The following is a 15,039-nucleotide window of genomic DNA, read 5'->3' on the forward strand; positions in this document are numbered from 1 at the left end:
GATCCGCGCTGCCTGCCGTTCTCGGGAGGCGACCGGGCCAGAATCCAGGGCTACATACGCCCGCTGGAGTCCCGAACGGTTGACGCCGCCTGGCTCGCGATGGCGACGGACTGGTTCCCGCCGCCTGCGTTCCTGCGGATCGAGCCGCCGACGGGTGGCGTCAGCATCGACCTGACGACCCACATCCACCAGCCGCGAGTGGTGTTGGACGACGGTGACTGGCTCACTGGCGTGTTCGAGATTGCGACCAGCTCGGCGGGTCTGGCGACCGAGCACGGCCGGATCGCGCGGCGTGACGGCACCTTGATCGCCGAGTCGTTCCAGACGCGTCTCATGACGCAGGGCTGAGCGCATCGTGTTCGACCAGTCCCGCCGCACGCTGACCGTCGCGTCGCTCGCCACGCTCGCGACGTTCCTTGACACGACGATCCTCTATGTCGCGTTTCCCGACATCACCGCCACGTTCTCGGGCTCGGGTCCATCGCAGCTCGCGTGGGTGCTGAACGCCTACACGATCGTGTTCGCCGCGCTTCTCATTCCGGCCGGGAAGCTGGCGGATCGGATCGGTCATCGGCGTGTCTTCCTGGCCGGTTCGACGGTGTTCACGTTGGCATCCATGGCCTGCGGGCTGGCTCCGACCGTCGAGGTCCTGATCGTGTTCCGGATCCTCCAAGCCGCAGGTGCCGCTGCGCTGATCCCGTCGTCCCTGGCACTGGTCATGCACGCGTTCGCGCACGATCAGCTCCCGCGAGCTGTCGCGATCTGGGGCGTCGCCGGCGCAGTCGCCGGTTCCCTCGGGCCCACCCTCGGCGCTGCGATCGTGGAGGGCCTCGGTTGGCGCTGGGCGTTCTTCATCAACCTCCCGGTCGGCGTGTACACGGTGCTCGCCGGCAGGCGGCACCTCCTCGAGTCGTCCGACCCGGAGACGAAGATCCCATCGATCGTGGGTGTCGCGCTCGTCGCCGGGGCTGCCGCGCTCCTCTCCTACGGCCTCATCGGCTCCGACGAAGCCGGGTGGTTCGGCGCTCGCACGCTGTGGCTCCTCGGCGCCGGCCTCGCAACCCTTCTGCTGTTCGTCGGCCATCAGCGTCGAAGCGCCGCCCCCGCGCTGAACCTCGACCTGTTCCGCATCCCCAACTTCGCGTGGGGGAACCTCGCGATGCTCGTCTTCGGAACTGCGTTCTCCGCTCTCTTCTTCGGCTCGATCCTGTTCCTGACCCAGGTGTGGGACTGGTCGATCCTCCAGGCGGGCTTCGGTGTCGCGCCCGGGCCGGCGATGGTTGCCCTGGTCTCGCCGCGGGCCGGACGCCTCGCCGGAAAGATCGGGCAACGACCGATCCTCCTCGTCGGCGGCGTCCTCTACGCGAGCAGCGGTCTGTACCGGCTGCTCATGCTCGGCCCCGAGGTCGAGTACCTGCGGGACTACTTCCCGTCGATGGTGCTGAGCGGACTCGGTGTCGGATTCGTCTTCCCGCAGCTCTCCAGCGTCGTCGCCCAAGCACTCCCCAAGAACCGCACCGGCGTCGGCGGCGCCGCGCTCCAAGCCGTCCGCCAGTTCGGCGGCACGTTCGGCGTCGCGCTCACCATCGCCTTCCTCGGGGCGTCATCGGGGCTCGCTGCCGCAACCGTCGCCTACGACCGCATCTGGTGGCTCATCGTCGCCGGCGGCCTCATCACCTCCGCCCTGGCGCTCCCGATGCGCACCACTGTGACCGCGCCACTCCAACCAGAACTCACAGCGATCCAACCGACCGGCTGACCCCGTCGACGAAGGGGAGAACACCATGGACATCAAGTCGCCGCGGCCGCGCTCGTGACCGGCGCCAAAAGTGACCAACGGGGTGTGACGAGGCGGCACTCATGAGCCTCCTGTCTGAGAATGCCCTGGTCAGCAGATTGGCCGTCATGAGCCGGCACGGGGCGGACACGCAGAGTGGCTCTGGGGGTCAAGAGGTCGGGAGTTCAAATCTCCCCAGCCCGACTCCGAGGTAGCGAAGGACAATTCGGAAATATCTTCCATCCTGGGGCGAGGCCTGTTACCTTGGCCTCATCGCTGGCCGGGGGCCTGCGACCTTCACGGGGGGCTGGGTTCGTTGCGACGGCGCATGCATGTTCTACAGGTGACTTCCACGCGGGCAAAGAACGCTGAGCGATCCGGAAGTCGACGTCTCGTCAGGCGTGGGGCCCTCGTGGTCGCCGTCGCCGCGGCGTCGTTGGTATCGACGGGTGGTCACGTCAGTGCCCAGGGCGCCCTCGTCGAAGGGACGGTCGTTCCCTCGCCGACTGGCGACGCGCTCGTGTCCGTCTACGTGTGGCCGAGTGCAGAGGCTGCCGTGTCATCCGTAGGGTCGAAGCTAGAACTGCCGCTGGTTGCACAGGCGGCTGTCAACGACGGACGGTTCACGGTTCCGCTCCCCGCAGATCTCGCGGCTGTGACCGACCAAGCCGCACATAACGGCGGCTATGCGAACTTCATGGTGACGGTCGTCTCGGAGGACCGATCTGGCACGTCCTTCTTCACGCGGTCGCTCGCTGCGCCGTCCGTCGCAGTCCTCAGGGTCCCACTCGACGCACCGGCACCCTCGGCTCCCCAGGCGGCGACGCAAACCACGATCTGCTTGCCCGAGACATGGAGTGCGACGCGGGCGGGTCCGATCTGCACCGGTGGTTCGCCGCCCTCTGGATCGCCCTGCTACGCCGAGGTCATCGAAACCGGGGCGTACGCCGACACCATCGGGGAGATCCACGTCCCCGCAGGAGGATCCGGTACATACGTGTACTCCACGGGCTCGCAGTCCGACCTTGGGGTCGGCATCAGCTCCGACAACCGCACGTGGAAGACCGAAGGATCGATTCGAGTCACGAAGTCGAGCACTGCGGCCACCGGTTGGAACGTTCCCGCCGGGTTTGCGAACCAACTCCAGACGTTCTTCCGTTTCGACAAGTACAAGGTGCAGGGCTACTGCCCGCCGCAGTGGACGATCCAGGGCAACACATGGCACGGCGGCAGCCAAACCGGCGTCGGCGTCGGGCAGTGGGACGGCCAGTGCTTGACGACGTACAAGACTTGGGCCGTTCCCTACGGCGAAGGCAGTTTTCTCATCAAGAACACCGGCCGAGGCTTTCACTACAAGATCGGTGCGACCGCCTTCGGCGTGAACCTCAGCTCGTCGTCCGATTGGATGGCACAGCACAACTTCCGCATCGACTTCTCGCGCGCTGCGACGATGTGCGGGAACGACGGCCCCATTCCCGAGTCATCGCTTGTCTACAAGCAGTAGGCCGCGCGCCTGGGCGTGGCGATTGGCGGTCACGGTCGTCGGTCTCACGTCTGTGGTCGCAGCTTGCAGCGGAGAGGCGAGCCAAGAAGGCGAGCACCTTCGTGGTCCGGGATCCGACGGCCAGTGGTATGCCGTCGGCGGCGTGGCCGCCGTCGGTGAACCGTTGAGCTTCGGGAACTTCGTCGCACTCGCCGAAGGAGAAGACAGGCCGGTCACCCTTGAGAAGATCGAACTCGTCGGCGTGCACGGATTGCACGTTGTCGGCGTCACGGTGAACGGCCCCGGTCGAAGCTTCGGGATGATCGGGGCAACACATGGGTACCCGCCGCCTGAGGTCCAACAGGATGCTTTGCCGCTTCCCGGCGCCGTCGTACCTCGGGGCGACCCGACGACTACCCGTCAGCGAGGCCTGGCGGTGACGTTCGGGGTCCGGCGCGACGAGCCCGGACGCGGGTATGCCACGGGGTTCGCGGTGACGTACACCGTCGGCGGAGCGGAGCGTCAGGCGGTGTTTCGGACCGGCATCACGCTCTGTGCGTTCGAGAACTACGTACGGGGGACCACGCCGCAGCCTGAGTGCACATCAGTCGAGGAGCCGGACTAGAAGACAGGTCGTGTCCTATATGTCGATGGCCGAGGACGGCGACCCGCGGGTCACGTTGTGAGGGCAGGACGACCGACCGCCGACCACGGGTGGGACACGGACAGAGGAGTACGACCGGCGCAACGGCGTGCCGGGGGGAGTTGGTCGTGCAAGTATCCCCCTCGAAGGTTGTCGCCGTCCGAATGTTGCTGATTGAGCCCGTTCGGGAACTAGTTCTTTCGAGCTAGCCTGGTCATTCGACAGAGGAGGCGGACTCTTGTTCTCACGACGGATCCTCGTGGCTGTTGCCACCCTTGCAGTCCTGCTGATGGGCTCGGTCCCGAGCGCGCAGGCTGCCGCCCCGAACGACACCTTCTACGCCCCGACGGCGCCCGTCACCGGGCTCGGCCAGTGGGGGCTCCGGCAGATCAACGCCGAGCAGGCGTGGCAGCACGGCACGGGCGCAGGGACGGTCATCGCCGTCATCGACACCGGCGTCGACCTCGGCCACGAAGACCTGGCGGCCAAGTTGCTGCCCGGTCGCACGTTCGTGCAATGCGGCCAGAGCGGCTGCGACAACGGCACATACCGGCCGAGCGACGACCCGGATGCGGCGCCGCACCACGGCACCCACGTGGCGGGCATCGCTGCCGCCATCACCAATAACGGCACCGGCGTCGCCGGCGTCGCCCCCGACGCGGCCATCCTGCCGATCAACGTCTTCGACGGCGCCTCGGCCTACACCGACGACCTGGCCTACGCCATCGACTGGGCCGTCGCCCAAGGCGCCGACGTCATCAACATGAGCCTGGGCCAGCTTCCTGGCCTCGGCCACCTCGGCCTCCAGTTGCTCGACGAGCACCGGGCCATGCTCGACGCCGCCATGGCCAACGCCAATGCCGCAGGCGTGGTCGTGGTCGCCGCAGCAGGCAACGAGACAGCGCCGCTGTGCGACTACCCGGGTTGGACCGAGGGCTTGCTCTGCGTCCGGGCCACCACGGTCAACGAGCTTCCGGCCGAGTACTCCAACTTCCCGGTGAAGCCCGACCTGCTGGCCCTCTCGGCCCCCGGTGGCGGCGCCGCCGACTACATCACCCAGTGCGGCGGCGGCATCGTGTCCACGGTGGTGCGGGGCATGGGCGACACCTTCTGCGGCTACGCAACGGCCAGCCCCGAGCTCGCCTACGGCGAAATGATCGGCTCCTCGATGGCCGCCCCCCACGTGGCGGGCTTGGCGGCCCTGGTCAAGGGCCTGGGCTGCGACCGCCAGGCAACCCTCGACATCCTCACTTCCACGTCGCGGCACCCCCTGACCGGCAGCCGCGGCACCTACACCCCTGACTACGGCTACGGCATCGTCGACGCCGAAGCGGCCACCGCCGCGGCGGCCGCCAACTGCGCACCGGTTGCCACCCCGACCGGTGCCATCACCGGCCTGGTGACCGACAGCAGGGGCAGGGTCAACCTGGCGGGCGCCGTGGTCGACTGCGGCACTGCGGGCACCACGACCACCAGCGGGACCGGCACCTACACGCTGAGCGCCGTCCCCGTGGGCACGTACACCTGTACGTCGAGCGCCGCCGGCTACGTCGACCAGGCCCGCCAAGTCACGGTGGCAGACAGCGCCACGACCACGGCCGACTTCCGCCTGCAGAAGGCCAAGCGCACCCGCTGACCCGCTCCGTTCCGAGTACACAGCCGGCGAAAATCGCCGGCTGTGTACTCGGGACTAGCAGGGGTAGGGGCAGGGGGTGGCGCCCTCCTGCAGTTGGCGGCACACCTCGGTTGTCGTCCAGCGCCGTAGCTCCTGCAGCTCGGGCGGCGTCGGCATGGTGAGCAAAATGCCCGCCCGCGACAGCTCATCGGCGTGTTCGAAGAGCGTGGTCAACTTCACTGCCGCGTCAGCAGCCTCGACCGGCAGCTCCAGTTCCATGTCGACGGTGGCCCGCCCGTCGGCCGTGGCCGCCTCGGCCTGCGCCCACGCCGCCTCCCGCGCCTCGGCGTAGTGCAGCAGCAACCGGCGCATGAGGTCGCGCAACTCGGCGGGCGCCGAGGCCACGCCCGCCCGATGCCCCACGTCGATGATCTCCAGCTCCCGCATCAGGTCGTCGACGTGGAGGTGGAGGCGCACGAAATCGGCAGCAGGGATGCCCACCAGCCGCACCAGGGTCATACTGCGACCTCGAACCACACCGCCTTACCGTCGCCGGGGATGGTGTCGACACCCCAGTCCGACGCCAGTGCTTCGACCAGGCTCAACCCCCGCCCGGCCATCGACGTGGGCTCGCCCTGTCGCCGCACCGGGGCTCGCTTCGACGCGTCGCGCACCTCGACCCGCACCGTCGTGTCCTCCACGTCGACCACCACGTCGATCTCGGAATCGGCGTGGAGGATGGCGTTGGTCACGAGCTCGTTGGTCAGCAGCACGACCACACCGTCACCCTCGCCCCGTCCCGCTTCCGCCAGCACGCGCGAAACGAACCGCCGGGCTGCAGCGGCGCTCCTGGGGTCGCGCGTCAATTTCAGGCTGAGGTGCAGCGGTCGCTCCGTGGGTTCGCTTCTTCGAGTACCCCTCCGCAGCACCCGCCATACCTAAACTCGCCGGCCGTGCCCCCCGAGGACCGCATCCTCACCGTCCCCAACGTCATCTCCCTGGTGCGGTTGGCGTGCATCCCTTGGTTCGTCTGGCTGTTGTTCGGCAGCGAGCCGCCCGACCGCTATGGGGCAGCCCTGCTCCTCGCCGCCCTCGGCTGCACCGACTGGATCGACGGCTACATCGCCCGCCGCTACCAGCAGGTCTCGACGCTGGGGAAGGTGCTCGACCCCACCGCCGACCGCATCATGCTGCTGGTCGGCGTGGGCGGGATCATGATCGACGGCTCGGCGCCGGTGTGGGTGGCCGTCGCCGTCCTCGTCAGGGAAGCGCTCGTCTCCATCGCCGTAGTCGTGCTGGCCGCCATGGGCGCCCGGCGCATCGACGTGCAGTGGGCGGGCAAGGCCGGAACCTTCGCCTGCATGGTCGCCTTCCCGCTCTTCCTCACCAGCCACTCGACGGCGGGCTGGGCCGACCTGGCCGGGACACTGGCCTGGCTGGTCGTGCTGCCGGGGCTCGTGCTCGCCTGGTACGCAGCACTGATGTACATCCCGATGGCACGAACTGCACTGGCGGAGGGGCGGGTAGGCTCCACCCCGTGAAAGCAGTCATCATGGCGGGCGGCGAGGGGACGAGGCTCCGTCCGCTGACCTCGAACCAGCCCAAGCCGATGATGACCTTGGCCAACCGGCCGATGATGGAGCACATCGTGCGGCTGCTGCGCGATCACGGCTTCACCGAGATCGTCGTCACCGTGGCCTTCCTACCGCAGGCCATCCGCACCTACTTCGGTGACGGTTCCGAGTTCGGCGTGCGCATGGTCTACGCCACCGAGGAAACGCCGCTGGGTACCGCGGGCTCGGTCGCCAACGCCAAGGACGAGCTCGACGAGCGCTTCCTCGTCATCTCCGGCGACGTGCTCACCGACATCGACCTGTCGGCCATCGTGCGCTTCCACGAGGAGCGCGGCGCCATGGCCACCATCGGCCTCAAGTCGATGGAGAACCCCCTCGACTTCGGCATCGTCATCACACGCGAAGACGGCGCCATCGAGCGCTTCCTCGAAAAGCCGACGTGGGGCCAGGTGTTCAGCGACACCATCAACACCGGCATCTACGTGCTCGAGCCCGAGGTCTTCGACTACATCGAGGCGGGCCGCCCCGTCGACTTCTCGGGCGAGGTGTTCCCGGCCCTGCTGGAAGCGGGCAAGCCGCTCTACGGCTACGTGGCCGAGGGCTACTGGGAGGACGTCGGCACCCTCGACGCCTACCTCAAGGCCCACCAGGACGTGCTCGACGGCAAGGTGGAAGTGGAGATCCCCGGCTTCCAGATGGGGGAGGGGATCTGGTTGGGCGAGGGCGCCGAGGTCGACCCCGCTGCCACCATCGACGGCCCCGCCGTCATCGGCGACTACTGCCGGGTCGAAGCCGGTGCCCACCTGCGCGAGTACACGGTGCTGGGCTCCAACGTGCGGGTCGGCCGCGACGCCTTCCTGCAGCGCGCCGTGGTGCACGACAACGGCTACCTCGGCGCAGGCGTGCGACTGCGGGGCTGCATCGTCGGCCGTTCGAGCGACCTGCGCGCCGGTGCCCGCTGCGAAGAGGGCGTGGTGCTCGGCGACGAGTGCTTCGTCGGCGACCACGCCGTCATCAACCCCGGCGTCAAGGTCTACCCGTTCAAGACGGTCGAGCCCGGCGCCATCATCAACTCCTCGATCGTGTGGGAGTCGCGCGGCGCCCGCAACCTGTTCGGCCGCCTCGGCGTGGCGGGCCTGGCCAATGTCGACATCACCCCCGAACTGGCGGTGCGGGTGGCCATGGCGTTCGCCACCACGCTGAAGAAGGGCGCCACCGTCACGTGCTCGCGCGACTCCAGCCGCGCCGCCCGGGCCATCAAGCGTGCGGTCATGGTGGGCCTCAACGCCGCGGGCGTGAACGTCGACGACCTCGAAGTCGCCACCATCCCCGTCACCCGCTTCCAGGTGCGCACGGTGCGCAGCCAGGCGGGCATCACCGTGCGCCTTGCTCCTGACGACCCTCAGTCGGTCGTCATCCGTTTCTTCGACAACAACGGCATCGACGTCACCGAGGCCACCCAGCTCAAGATCGAGCGGCTCTACTACCGCGAGGACTTCCGCCGGGCCATGGCCGCCGAGATGGGCGAGATCGGGTTCCCACCCCGGGCCATCGAGCACTACACCGGCGCCCTCATGCGCTCGGTCGACGCCGAGGCCGTCCGGGCGGCGGGCTTCAAGGTCGTCATCGACTACGGCTACGGCTCGGCCAGCTTCGTCATGCCCAACGTGCTGGGCAAGCTCGGCGCCGAGGTCCTCGCCGTCAACCCCTACGCCGCCACCGCAGGCATGGTGGCCTTCGACCGCTGGAAGGCGGCGGCCCAGGTGAGCGAACTGGTGCGGGCCTCGGGCGCCCACCTCGGCGCGGTCATCGACCCCGACGCCGAGCACATCACCATCGTCGACGACGCGGGCCAGGTGCTCGACGACGACACCGCGTTGTTCACCTTGTTGCAACTGGTCTGCTCCACCCACGACAAGCCCCGGGTCGCCGTGCCCGTCGCCGTCAGCCGCACCGTCGAGGACGCCTGCATGCGTTGGGGCTCGGAGATCGAGTGGACCAAGCTGTCGACGCCCCACCTCATGGAGGTGGCCTCCACAGGCGACATCGCTTTCGCGGCGAGCCAAGAGGGCGGCTACATCTTCCCGGCCTTCCTCCCGGCCTACGACGCGGTCGCCACCTTGGTGAACCTGCTGGCCATGCTGGCCGAGACCGGCCTGCGCCTCTCCAAGGTCGTCAGCCAGGTGCCTCGGGTGCACATCGCCCACGAGCGGGTGGTCACCCCGTGGGAACAGAAGGGGATGGTGATGCGCACGCTGGTGGAGCGCATCAAGGACCGTGAGCTGGTCCTCGTCGACGGCGTGAAGGTGCTCCACGACGACGGGTGGGCACTGGTGCTGCCCGACCCCGAGGAGCCTGTCACCCACGTGTGGGCGGAGGGGCCGACCGAGCGCGAGGCCAAGGAACTGGCCCAGGAGTACGCGCGCCGCATCAGGCAGATGTTGCGCTAGACACCATCCCGTGTATCGTCGGTCGTCCTTCGCGCTCGCCGGATGCTTTGCATTGCTGGGTTTCCTGCTGGTGACGACGGCCTCGACCACCCGCGCCACCCGTGAAGCCGAGGCGCCGCGGCGGGGGCAGTTGATCGAGCTGATCGAGGACCGCCGCCACGACGTGGAGGGCCTCGACCGCGACGTGCGCGACCTGCGCGCCGAGGTGACCGCGGCCCAGCGGGCCATGGCCCAGCGCACCGAACAGGACGAGGAAGCTGCCGACCGGGCCGAGCGCCTGGCCGTCGAAGCGGGCACGGTGGCGCTCAAAGGCCGCGGCCTGCTCATCCGGTTGTCCGACTCCGACCGCGACCCGGAAGACCCCGAACAGAGCGGCGCCTACCGCATCCACGACACCGACATCCAGCTCATGGTCAACGCCTTGTTCGCGGCGGGGGCCGAGGCGGTGGCCGTCAACGACAGCCGCCTGGTGGCCACCAGCCCCATCCGCGCCGCGGGCGACACCATCGTGGTGAACTTCCGGCCGCTGGCCCCGCCCTATCGCATCGCGGCGATCGGCGCCGACCGCAAGGCCTTCGACGACAGCGCCATCGCCACCCGGTTCCGGCGCTGGACACGGTTGTTCGGCCTCGGCTTCTCGGTCAGCGAACGCGAGGTCGAGGTGCCCGCCTACACCGGCCGCGTCGGCATCACCACCGCCGAGCCCGTGCCCCCGGCCACCGGAGGTCGGTAGATGTTGGCGCTGTTCGGCCTGTTGGTCGGTGCGCTGGTGGCCATCCTGCTGCAGCCGTCCGTCCCCCAGGAACTCAGCCGTTACGTGGCTATGGCCGTGGTGGCCGCCGTCGACGCGGGCCTGGGCGGCGTGCGCACGTACCTGGAGCACACCTTCAACGACCGTATCTTCGTCATCGCCTTCATCTCCAACGCCGCGGTGGCCATCTTCCTGGTGTGGGTGGGCGACCAGTTGGGGGCCGACTTCTCGACCGCGGTGGTCGTGGTGCTCGGCGTGCGCATCTTCCAGAACCTCGCGGCGATCCGCCGCCGGGTCTTCGGCGGATGACCGCGCCCATCGCCGCCCGTCGGGGCGTGGCGGGCGGGCCCATCCTGGTTGTCGTCGTCACCGCCTTGGTGGGTTTCCTGTTGGTGAGCCAGTTCCGTAACGACGAGCGGCTCAGCCAGCGGCTGGAGGCGGAGAGCGAAGAGGACCTGGCCCGCATCCTCGCCAACCTCAACACCGAGGCCGATGCCCTGCGCGACGAGATCGGCACGCTGCGGGTCCAGTTGGCCGACCTGGAGGCCTCCAGCCGCAACGACGCGGCGGCTGCCACCGCGGGCCAGGAACAGCTCCACGCCTTGCAGGTGCTGGCGGGCACCGTCCCCGTCACCGGCCCCGGCGTGGTCGTCGACGTCGCCGATCCGCGGGGCAGCATCACCTACGACACCTTCATCGATCTGGTGCAGGAACTGCGCGACGCCGGGGCCGAGGCGGTCTCCGTCAACGGCCAGCGCATCGGCGTGGCATCCGCCTTCGCCGAGGGACGGGGCGGCGGCGTCACCCTCAACGGCGTGCAGTTTGAAGCCCCGTTCAAGGTGTTCGCCATCGGCCAGCCGCCCACGCTGGAGGGCGGGTTGAAGATCCCGGGCGGCGCGCTCGATACGCTCTCGGCCCTCGCAGGCGTCACCGCACAGGTGCAGCGGTCGCCGAAAGTCGACATCCCGGCCCTCGCCGCGGCCCCGACCCTCCGGGCGGCGCGTCCGGTAGGGTCCGGCTCATGAAAGGGCGCCCCGCATGAACGTTCCCGACGAGCTCCGCTACACGTCCGACCACGAGTGGGCGCGCCTTGAAGACGGCAAGGTCCGCATCGGCATCACCGACTACGCCCAGGATTCCTTGGGCGACGTGATTTTCGTGCAGCTGCCCGAGCCGGGCTCCACGGTGGAAGCGGGCGCGGGCTTCGGCGAGGTGGAGTCGACCAAGTCGGTCTCCGACCTCTACGCCCCGGTTGCCGGCACGGTGGTCGAGGTCAACAACGAGTTGGCCGACGCCCCCCAGAAGCTCAACGAGGACCCCTACGGCGAAGGGTGGATTTGCGTGGTCGAACCGAGCGACGCCGCTGCCCTCGATTCCCTGCTCGACGCCGAGGCCTACCGCGCCCTCATCGCCGGCTGACCGGCGGCGATTACGGTGGAAGGCGTGTTCTGCAACAACTGCGGGCATCGGAACCCGGCCGGGTCCAACTTCTGCTCGTCGTGCGGGGCGGTGTTGGCCCAGGAGTCGGGTGACGACACGACCGTCACCTTCATGGCGCCCCCTGCCACCCCCGAGGCGCCGGTCGACGACGAGATCAGCGTCGCCCTCGATGACATCCCGGAAGGCACCGGCATGCTCGTCGTGAAGCGGGGACCCAACGTCGGCTCCCGCTTCGCCCTCGACAGCGAGGTCACCCGAGCGGGCCGCCATCCCGACAGCGAGATCTTCCTCGACGACATCACGGTGTCGCGCCGCCATGCCGAGTTCGTGCGGCAGGGGCCGGGCTACGTGGTGCGCGACGTGGGCTCGCTCAACGGCACGTACCTCAACCGCGAGCGCATCGACGAGGCGACGCTCGACAACGGCGACGAAGTGCAGATCGGCAAGTTCAAGCTCGTCTTCCTGGCCGCAGCCGAGGGTTGATGGCCGAACGGGCGTATCTCTCGATCGGTGAGGTGCTGTCGCTCCTCAAGGACGAGTTCCCCGACATCACCATCTCCAAGATCCGCTTCTTGGAGAGCCAGGGCTTGGTCGACCCCGAGCGCACGCCGTCGGGGTACCGCAAGTTCTACGACACCGACGTCGAGCGCCTGCGCTGGATCCTGCGCCAGCAGCGCGAGCACTTCCTCCCCCTCAAGGTCATCAAGGGCCGGCTGACGGGGGAGGAGGTCGACGACGACGACGAGGTCGAGCCCGAAGGCGCGCCCGTGGCGGCGGCGCCCGAGGTGGAGGCAGAGCCGGAACCGACGCCGGAGCCCGAACCGGTGCGGCGGTCGCGTCCCGTGCCCCCGGCCAGCTCCGCGCTGTCGGCCGGTGCGTCGGGGGTGAACCTCACCCTTGACGAGCTGTCGTCGGCCAGCGGCTTGCCGCCCGAGGGCGTCGCCGAGTTGGAGCGCTACGGGTTCGTCGCGGGCCGCCCGGTGGCGGGCACCGTGTACTACGACGAAGAGGCGCTGATCGTGGCCGGGCTGGCCGCGAGCTTCCTGAAGTTCGGCATCGAGGCCCGGCACCTGCGGGCCTACAAGAACGCCGCCGAGCGGGAGTCCGCCCTCTTCGAGCAGATCGTCACGCCGCTGCTCAAGCAGCGCAACCCCCAGGCGCGCCAGCAGGCGGTGGAGACGCTGGGCGACCTGGCGGAGATGGGCCAACGCCTGCGCGCCGCCATGGTCCGCCAGGCCCTCAAGGGCCTCATCGGTAGTTGAACGCACGCCGGGTCGTCGTCGGGCGGGACGAGTTGCGGGCGGGGGTGCGGCGGCTGGGCGGTGAACTGGCGGCGGCCTATCCCGACGGCGTGCTGCTGGTCGGGGTGCTCAAGGGCTGCATGCCGTTCCTGGCCGATTTGGTGCGAGCCATGCCCGTGCACGTCGAGCTCGACTTCCTGGCCATCTCCTCGTACGCCGAGGGCACCGGCCGGGTGCGCCTGGTCAAGGACCTCGACCTCGACATCGCCGGGCGCGATGTGGTGCTGGTGGAAGACATTGTCGACACCGGCCTCACCCTCACGTACCTCTTGGGCGAGCTCCAGCGGCGCGGCCCCCGTTCGCTGGCCGCGTGCACCTTGCTCGACCGCCGCTCGCAGCGCATCGTGCCCACGCCGGTGGACTACATCGGCTTCGAGATCGACGACGACTTCGTGGTGGGCTACGGCCTCGACGAGGGCGAGCGCTACAGAAACCTCGACGAGGTCGTCGTACTCGAACGTTTGGCCCCGGGGTAGGGTGCCCGCATGGTGGAAATGCACCTGACCGCAGTTCGCGTGGAGCTCCCGACGAACAACCCGGTGGTGCTGCTGCAAGAGGTGAGCGGCGCTCGCCGCACCCTTCCCATCTTCATCGGCGCCCCCGAGGCGACCGCCATCGCCTTCGCCATCCAAGGCGTGGCGACGTCGCGGCCGATGACGCACGACCTGTTTCGCGACGTCCTGACGACCATGGGCATCACCCTCGACCGGGTGCTCATAACCGAGCTGCGGGAGGGCACCTATTACGCCGAGCTGCACCTGTCGCAGCACGGCGTGTCGACGGTGGTGTCGAGCCGGCCGTCCGACGCCATCGCCTTGGCGGCCCGCCTTGGGGCGCCGATCTTCGCCGAGGACGAGCTGATCGACAGCGAGGGCGTGCAACTGGCGCCCGACGAGGACGACGACGACGTCGACGCCAACCCCGACGAGATCGTCTCGCAGTTCAAGCAGTTCATCGAGGGCGTGCGCCCCGAAGACTTCACATCCTGAGCAGCCCGTTGACGTGCGGGTTCGCGGGGTTTACCCTTCTCACACCGGCGTAGTTACGTCGGTGTCACCATGCCGGAGGACTTCCCCAATGTCTGAAGCCGGATACCGCGGGCCCAAGGTCTGCTCGATCGTCGGCATCACCTACCGCCAGCTCGACTACTGGACGCGTACCAACCTCGTGGCCGCCTCGATCAGCGGCGCCAAGGGGAGCGGCACGCAGCGCCTGTACTCCTACCGAGACCTGCTCGAGCTCAAGGTCATCAAGCGCCTGCTCGACGCGGGCATCTCGCTGCAGCAGGCCCGCAAGGCGCTGGAGGCGCTGCGCGAGACGGGCGCCGAGGTCACCACGGCGAACTTGGTGATCAGCGGCTCCAACTCGGTCCTGGCCCAGAGCGACGACCAACTGGTCGACCTGCTCAAGGGCGGCCAAGGCGTGCTCAACATCGTCCTGCCGCTGGCAGGCGTGGTGGAAGAGCTCGACGCCGCCATCCACGAGTTCGCCCCCCGCACGGCCGAGGAACCGGTCGCTACGGAGGAGCGGACGCTGCCCGATGCGGCGGCGGGCGCCGGGGGCTGACACGACGGGGCTACCGCACGAGGAGATCCGCTTCGCCCACAACTCGGAGCGGCAGTTCGCCAAGCTGCTGGACTTCTACGGCGTGGCGTGGGAGTACGAGCCGACCGAATTCATCCTCGAGCACGACCGGCAGGGCCATCCGGCGCAGGCGTTCCGCCCCGACTTCTACCTGCCCGCCTACGACCTCTACATCGAGATCACCACGCTCAGCCAGAAGCTCGTCACGAAGAAGAACCGGAAGGTGCGGCGGCTCCGCGAGCGCTACCCGGAGGTGCGCTGCAAGGTTTTCTACCAGCGCGACTACCTGTCCCTCGTGACGAAGTACGGCCTCGAGGATGCGTCGGGTTGACGACCCGGAACGGCTGAGCGCACCCGTACACTTGCCCGCAGCGTGAGGTTCGCACCCCATACCGACGAGGACGTCCGCGAGATGCTGCGG

The 15,039-nt window shown here is 68.8% G+C and carries 19 protein-coding genes; 17 read left to right on the plus strand and 2 right to left on the minus strand.

Translation table 11 applies throughout. The features are described 5' to 3' along the window. The 5 genes from VM938_06830 to VM938_06850 all read left to right on the plus strand — a co-directional run. Positions 1 to 348: hypothetical protein (locus tag VM938_06830; protein ID HVF74746.1), on the plus strand; the 348-nt coding region annotated here is incomplete at its 5' end. Between the two features lie 7 nt (positions 349 to 355). After that, entirely contained in the window at positions 356 to 1,759 is a 1,404-nt protein-coding gene (locus VM938_06835) for an MFS transporter (GenBank protein HVF74747.1), read from the plus strand. Between the two features lie 430 nt (positions 1,760 to 2,189). Next, positions 2,190 to 3,281 (plus strand): hypothetical protein, encoded by a 1,092-nt coding sequence (locus VM938_06840; protein HVF74748.1) that lies wholly within the window; start codon positions 2,190 to 2,192, stop codon positions 3,279 to 3,281. A 22-nt stretch (positions 3,282 to 3,303) separates the two neighbouring features. Next, a complete protein-coding gene (locus VM938_06845; protein HVF74749.1) occupies positions 3,304 to 3,885 on the plus strand; it encodes a hypothetical protein in 582 nt (193 codons plus the stop codon). Between the two features lie 277 nt (positions 3,886 to 4,162). After that, positions 4,163 to 5,539 (plus strand): S8 family serine peptidase, encoded by a 1,377-nt coding sequence (locus VM938_06850; GenBank protein HVF74750.1) that lies wholly within the window; start codon positions 4,163 to 4,165, stop codon positions 5,537 to 5,539. Between the two features lie 54 nt (positions 5,540 to 5,593). Here VM938_06850 and VM938_06855 read toward each other — a convergent pair whose 3' ends face one another. Together VM938_06855 and VM938_06860 are read right to left on the minus strand one after the other, a co-directional pair. Next, a complete protein-coding gene (locus VM938_06855) occupies positions 5,594 to 6,037 on the minus strand; it encodes a hypothetical protein (protein HVF74751.1) in 444 nt (147 codons plus the stop codon). Beyond that, positions 6,034 to 6,447, minus strand: a complete 414-nt coding sequence (locus VM938_06860) for an ATP-binding protein (GenBank protein HVF74752.1) — start codon at positions 6,445 to 6,447, stop codon at positions 6,034 to 6,036. Before VM938_06860 ends, VM938_06855 begins: the two co-directional genes overlap by 4 nt. Before the next feature lie 24 nt (positions 6,448 to 6,471). Here VM938_06860 and VM938_06865 point away from each other — a divergent pair, with 24 nt between their 5' ends. The 12 genes from VM938_06865 to VM938_06920 all read left to right on the plus strand — a co-directional run bounded on the left by VM938_06865 (position 6,472) and on the right by VM938_06920 (position 14,949). Beyond that, positions 6,472 to 7,059 (plus strand): CDP-alcohol phosphatidyltransferase family protein, encoded by a 588-nt coding sequence (locus VM938_06865; GenBank protein ID HVF74753.1) that lies wholly within the window; start codon positions 6,472 to 6,474, stop codon positions 7,057 to 7,059. Next, positions 7,056 to 9,542: a mannose-1-phosphate guanyltransferase gene (locus VM938_06870; protein ID HVF74754.1), complete on the plus strand. Its 2,487-nt coding sequence runs from the start codon at positions 7,056 to 7,058 to the stop codon at positions 9,540 to 9,542. Before VM938_06865 ends, VM938_06870 begins: the two co-directional genes overlap by 4 nt. 70 nt (positions 9,543 to 9,612) lie before the next feature. Continuing rightward, positions 9,613 to 10,275 carry a DUF881 domain-containing protein gene (locus VM938_06875; GenBank protein ID HVF74755.1) on the plus strand — a complete coding sequence of 221 codons (663 nt, stop codon included), beginning with the start codon at positions 9,613 to 9,615 and terminating at the stop codon, positions 10,273 to 10,275. Beyond that, a complete protein-coding gene (locus tag VM938_06880) occupies positions 10,276 to 10,602 on the plus strand; it encodes a small basic family protein (protein HVF74756.1) in 327 nt (108 codons plus the stop codon). Next, entirely contained in the window at positions 10,599 to 11,318 is a 720-nt protein-coding gene (locus VM938_06885; protein HVF74757.1) for a DUF881 domain-containing protein, read from the plus strand. Before VM938_06880 ends, VM938_06885 begins: the two co-directional genes overlap by 4 nt. Before the next feature lie 13 nt (positions 11,319 to 11,331). Continuing rightward, the gene (gcvH, locus tag VM938_06890) at positions 11,332 to 11,712 is read left to right on the plus strand and encodes a glycine cleavage system protein GcvH (GenBank protein HVF74758.1); all 381 of its coding nucleotides are present in this window, start codon (positions 11,332 to 11,334) and stop codon (positions 11,710 to 11,712) included. 24 nt (positions 11,713 to 11,736) lie between these two features. Then, positions 11,737 to 12,216 carry an FHA domain-containing protein gene (locus VM938_06895; protein ID HVF74759.1) on the plus strand — a complete coding sequence of 160 codons (480 nt, stop codon included), beginning with the start codon at positions 11,737 to 11,739 and terminating at the stop codon, positions 12,214 to 12,216. Beyond that, entirely contained in the window at positions 12,216 to 12,995 is a 780-nt protein-coding gene (locus VM938_06900; protein HVF74760.1) for a MerR family transcriptional regulator, read from the plus strand. The genes VM938_06895 and VM938_06900 overlap by 1 nt, the downstream gene beginning before the upstream one ends. Continuing rightward, a complete protein-coding gene (gene hpt, locus VM938_06905) occupies positions 12,992 to 13,510 on the plus strand; it encodes a hypoxanthine phosphoribosyltransferase (protein ID HVF74761.1) in 519 nt (172 codons plus the stop codon). Before VM938_06900 ends, hpt begins: the two co-directional genes overlap by 4 nt. 9 nt (positions 13,511 to 13,519) lie before the next feature. Beyond that, positions 13,520 to 14,023, plus strand: coding sequence for a bifunctional nuclease family protein (locus tag VM938_06910; protein HVF74762.1), 504 nt, complete (start codon positions 13,520 to 13,522; stop codon positions 14,021 to 14,023). A gap of 88 nt (positions 14,024 to 14,111) precedes the next feature. Continuing rightward, positions 14,112 to 14,600 (plus strand): MerR family transcriptional regulator, encoded by a 489-nt coding sequence (locus VM938_06915; protein HVF74763.1) that lies wholly within the window; start codon positions 14,112 to 14,114, stop codon positions 14,598 to 14,600. After that, positions 14,575 to 14,949 (plus strand): hypothetical protein, encoded by a 375-nt coding sequence (locus tag VM938_06920; GenBank protein ID HVF74764.1) that lies wholly within the window; start codon positions 14,575 to 14,577, stop codon positions 14,947 to 14,949. Before VM938_06915 ends, VM938_06920 begins: the two co-directional genes overlap by 26 nt. The last annotated feature ends 90 nt before the right edge of the window (positions 14,950 to 15,039 follow it).

The sequence above is a fragment of the Acidimicrobiales bacterium genome (genome assembly GCA_035536915.1).
Lineage (GTDB): Bacteria > Actinomycetota > Acidimicrobiia > Acidimicrobiales > JAHWLA01 > JAHWLA01.

Coding starts and splice junctions, on each gene's coding strand:
- VM938_06855 (HVF74751.1), bottom strand. CDS start 6,037: ATGACCCTGGTGCGGCTGGTGGGCATCCCTGCTGCCGATTTCGTGCGC.
- VM938_06880 (HVF74756.1), top strand. CDS start 10,276: ATGTTGGCGCTGTTCGGCCTGTTGGTCGGTGCGCTGGTGGCCATCCTG.
- VM938_06885 (HVF74757.1), top strand. CDS start 10,599: ATGACCGCGCCCATCGCCGCCCGTCGGGGCGTGGCGGGCGGGCCCATC.
- gcvH (HVF74758.1), top strand. CDS start 11,332: ATGAACGTTCCCGACGAGCTCCGCTACACGTCCGACCACGAGTGGGCG.
- VM938_06900 (HVF74760.1), top strand. CDS start 12,216: ATGGCCGAACGGGCGTATCTCTCGATCGGTGAGGTGCTGTCGCTCCTC.
- VM938_06910 (HVF74762.1), top strand. CDS start 13,520: ATGGTGGAAATGCACCTGACCGCAGTTCGCGTGGAGCTCCCGACGAAC.
- VM938_06915 (HVF74763.1), top strand. CDS start 14,112: ATGTCTGAAGCCGGATACCGCGGGCCCAAGGTCTGCTCGATCGTCGGC.
- VM938_06920 (HVF74764.1), top strand. CDS start 14,575: ATGCGGCGGCGGGCGCCGGGGGCTGACACGACGGGGCTACCGCACGAG.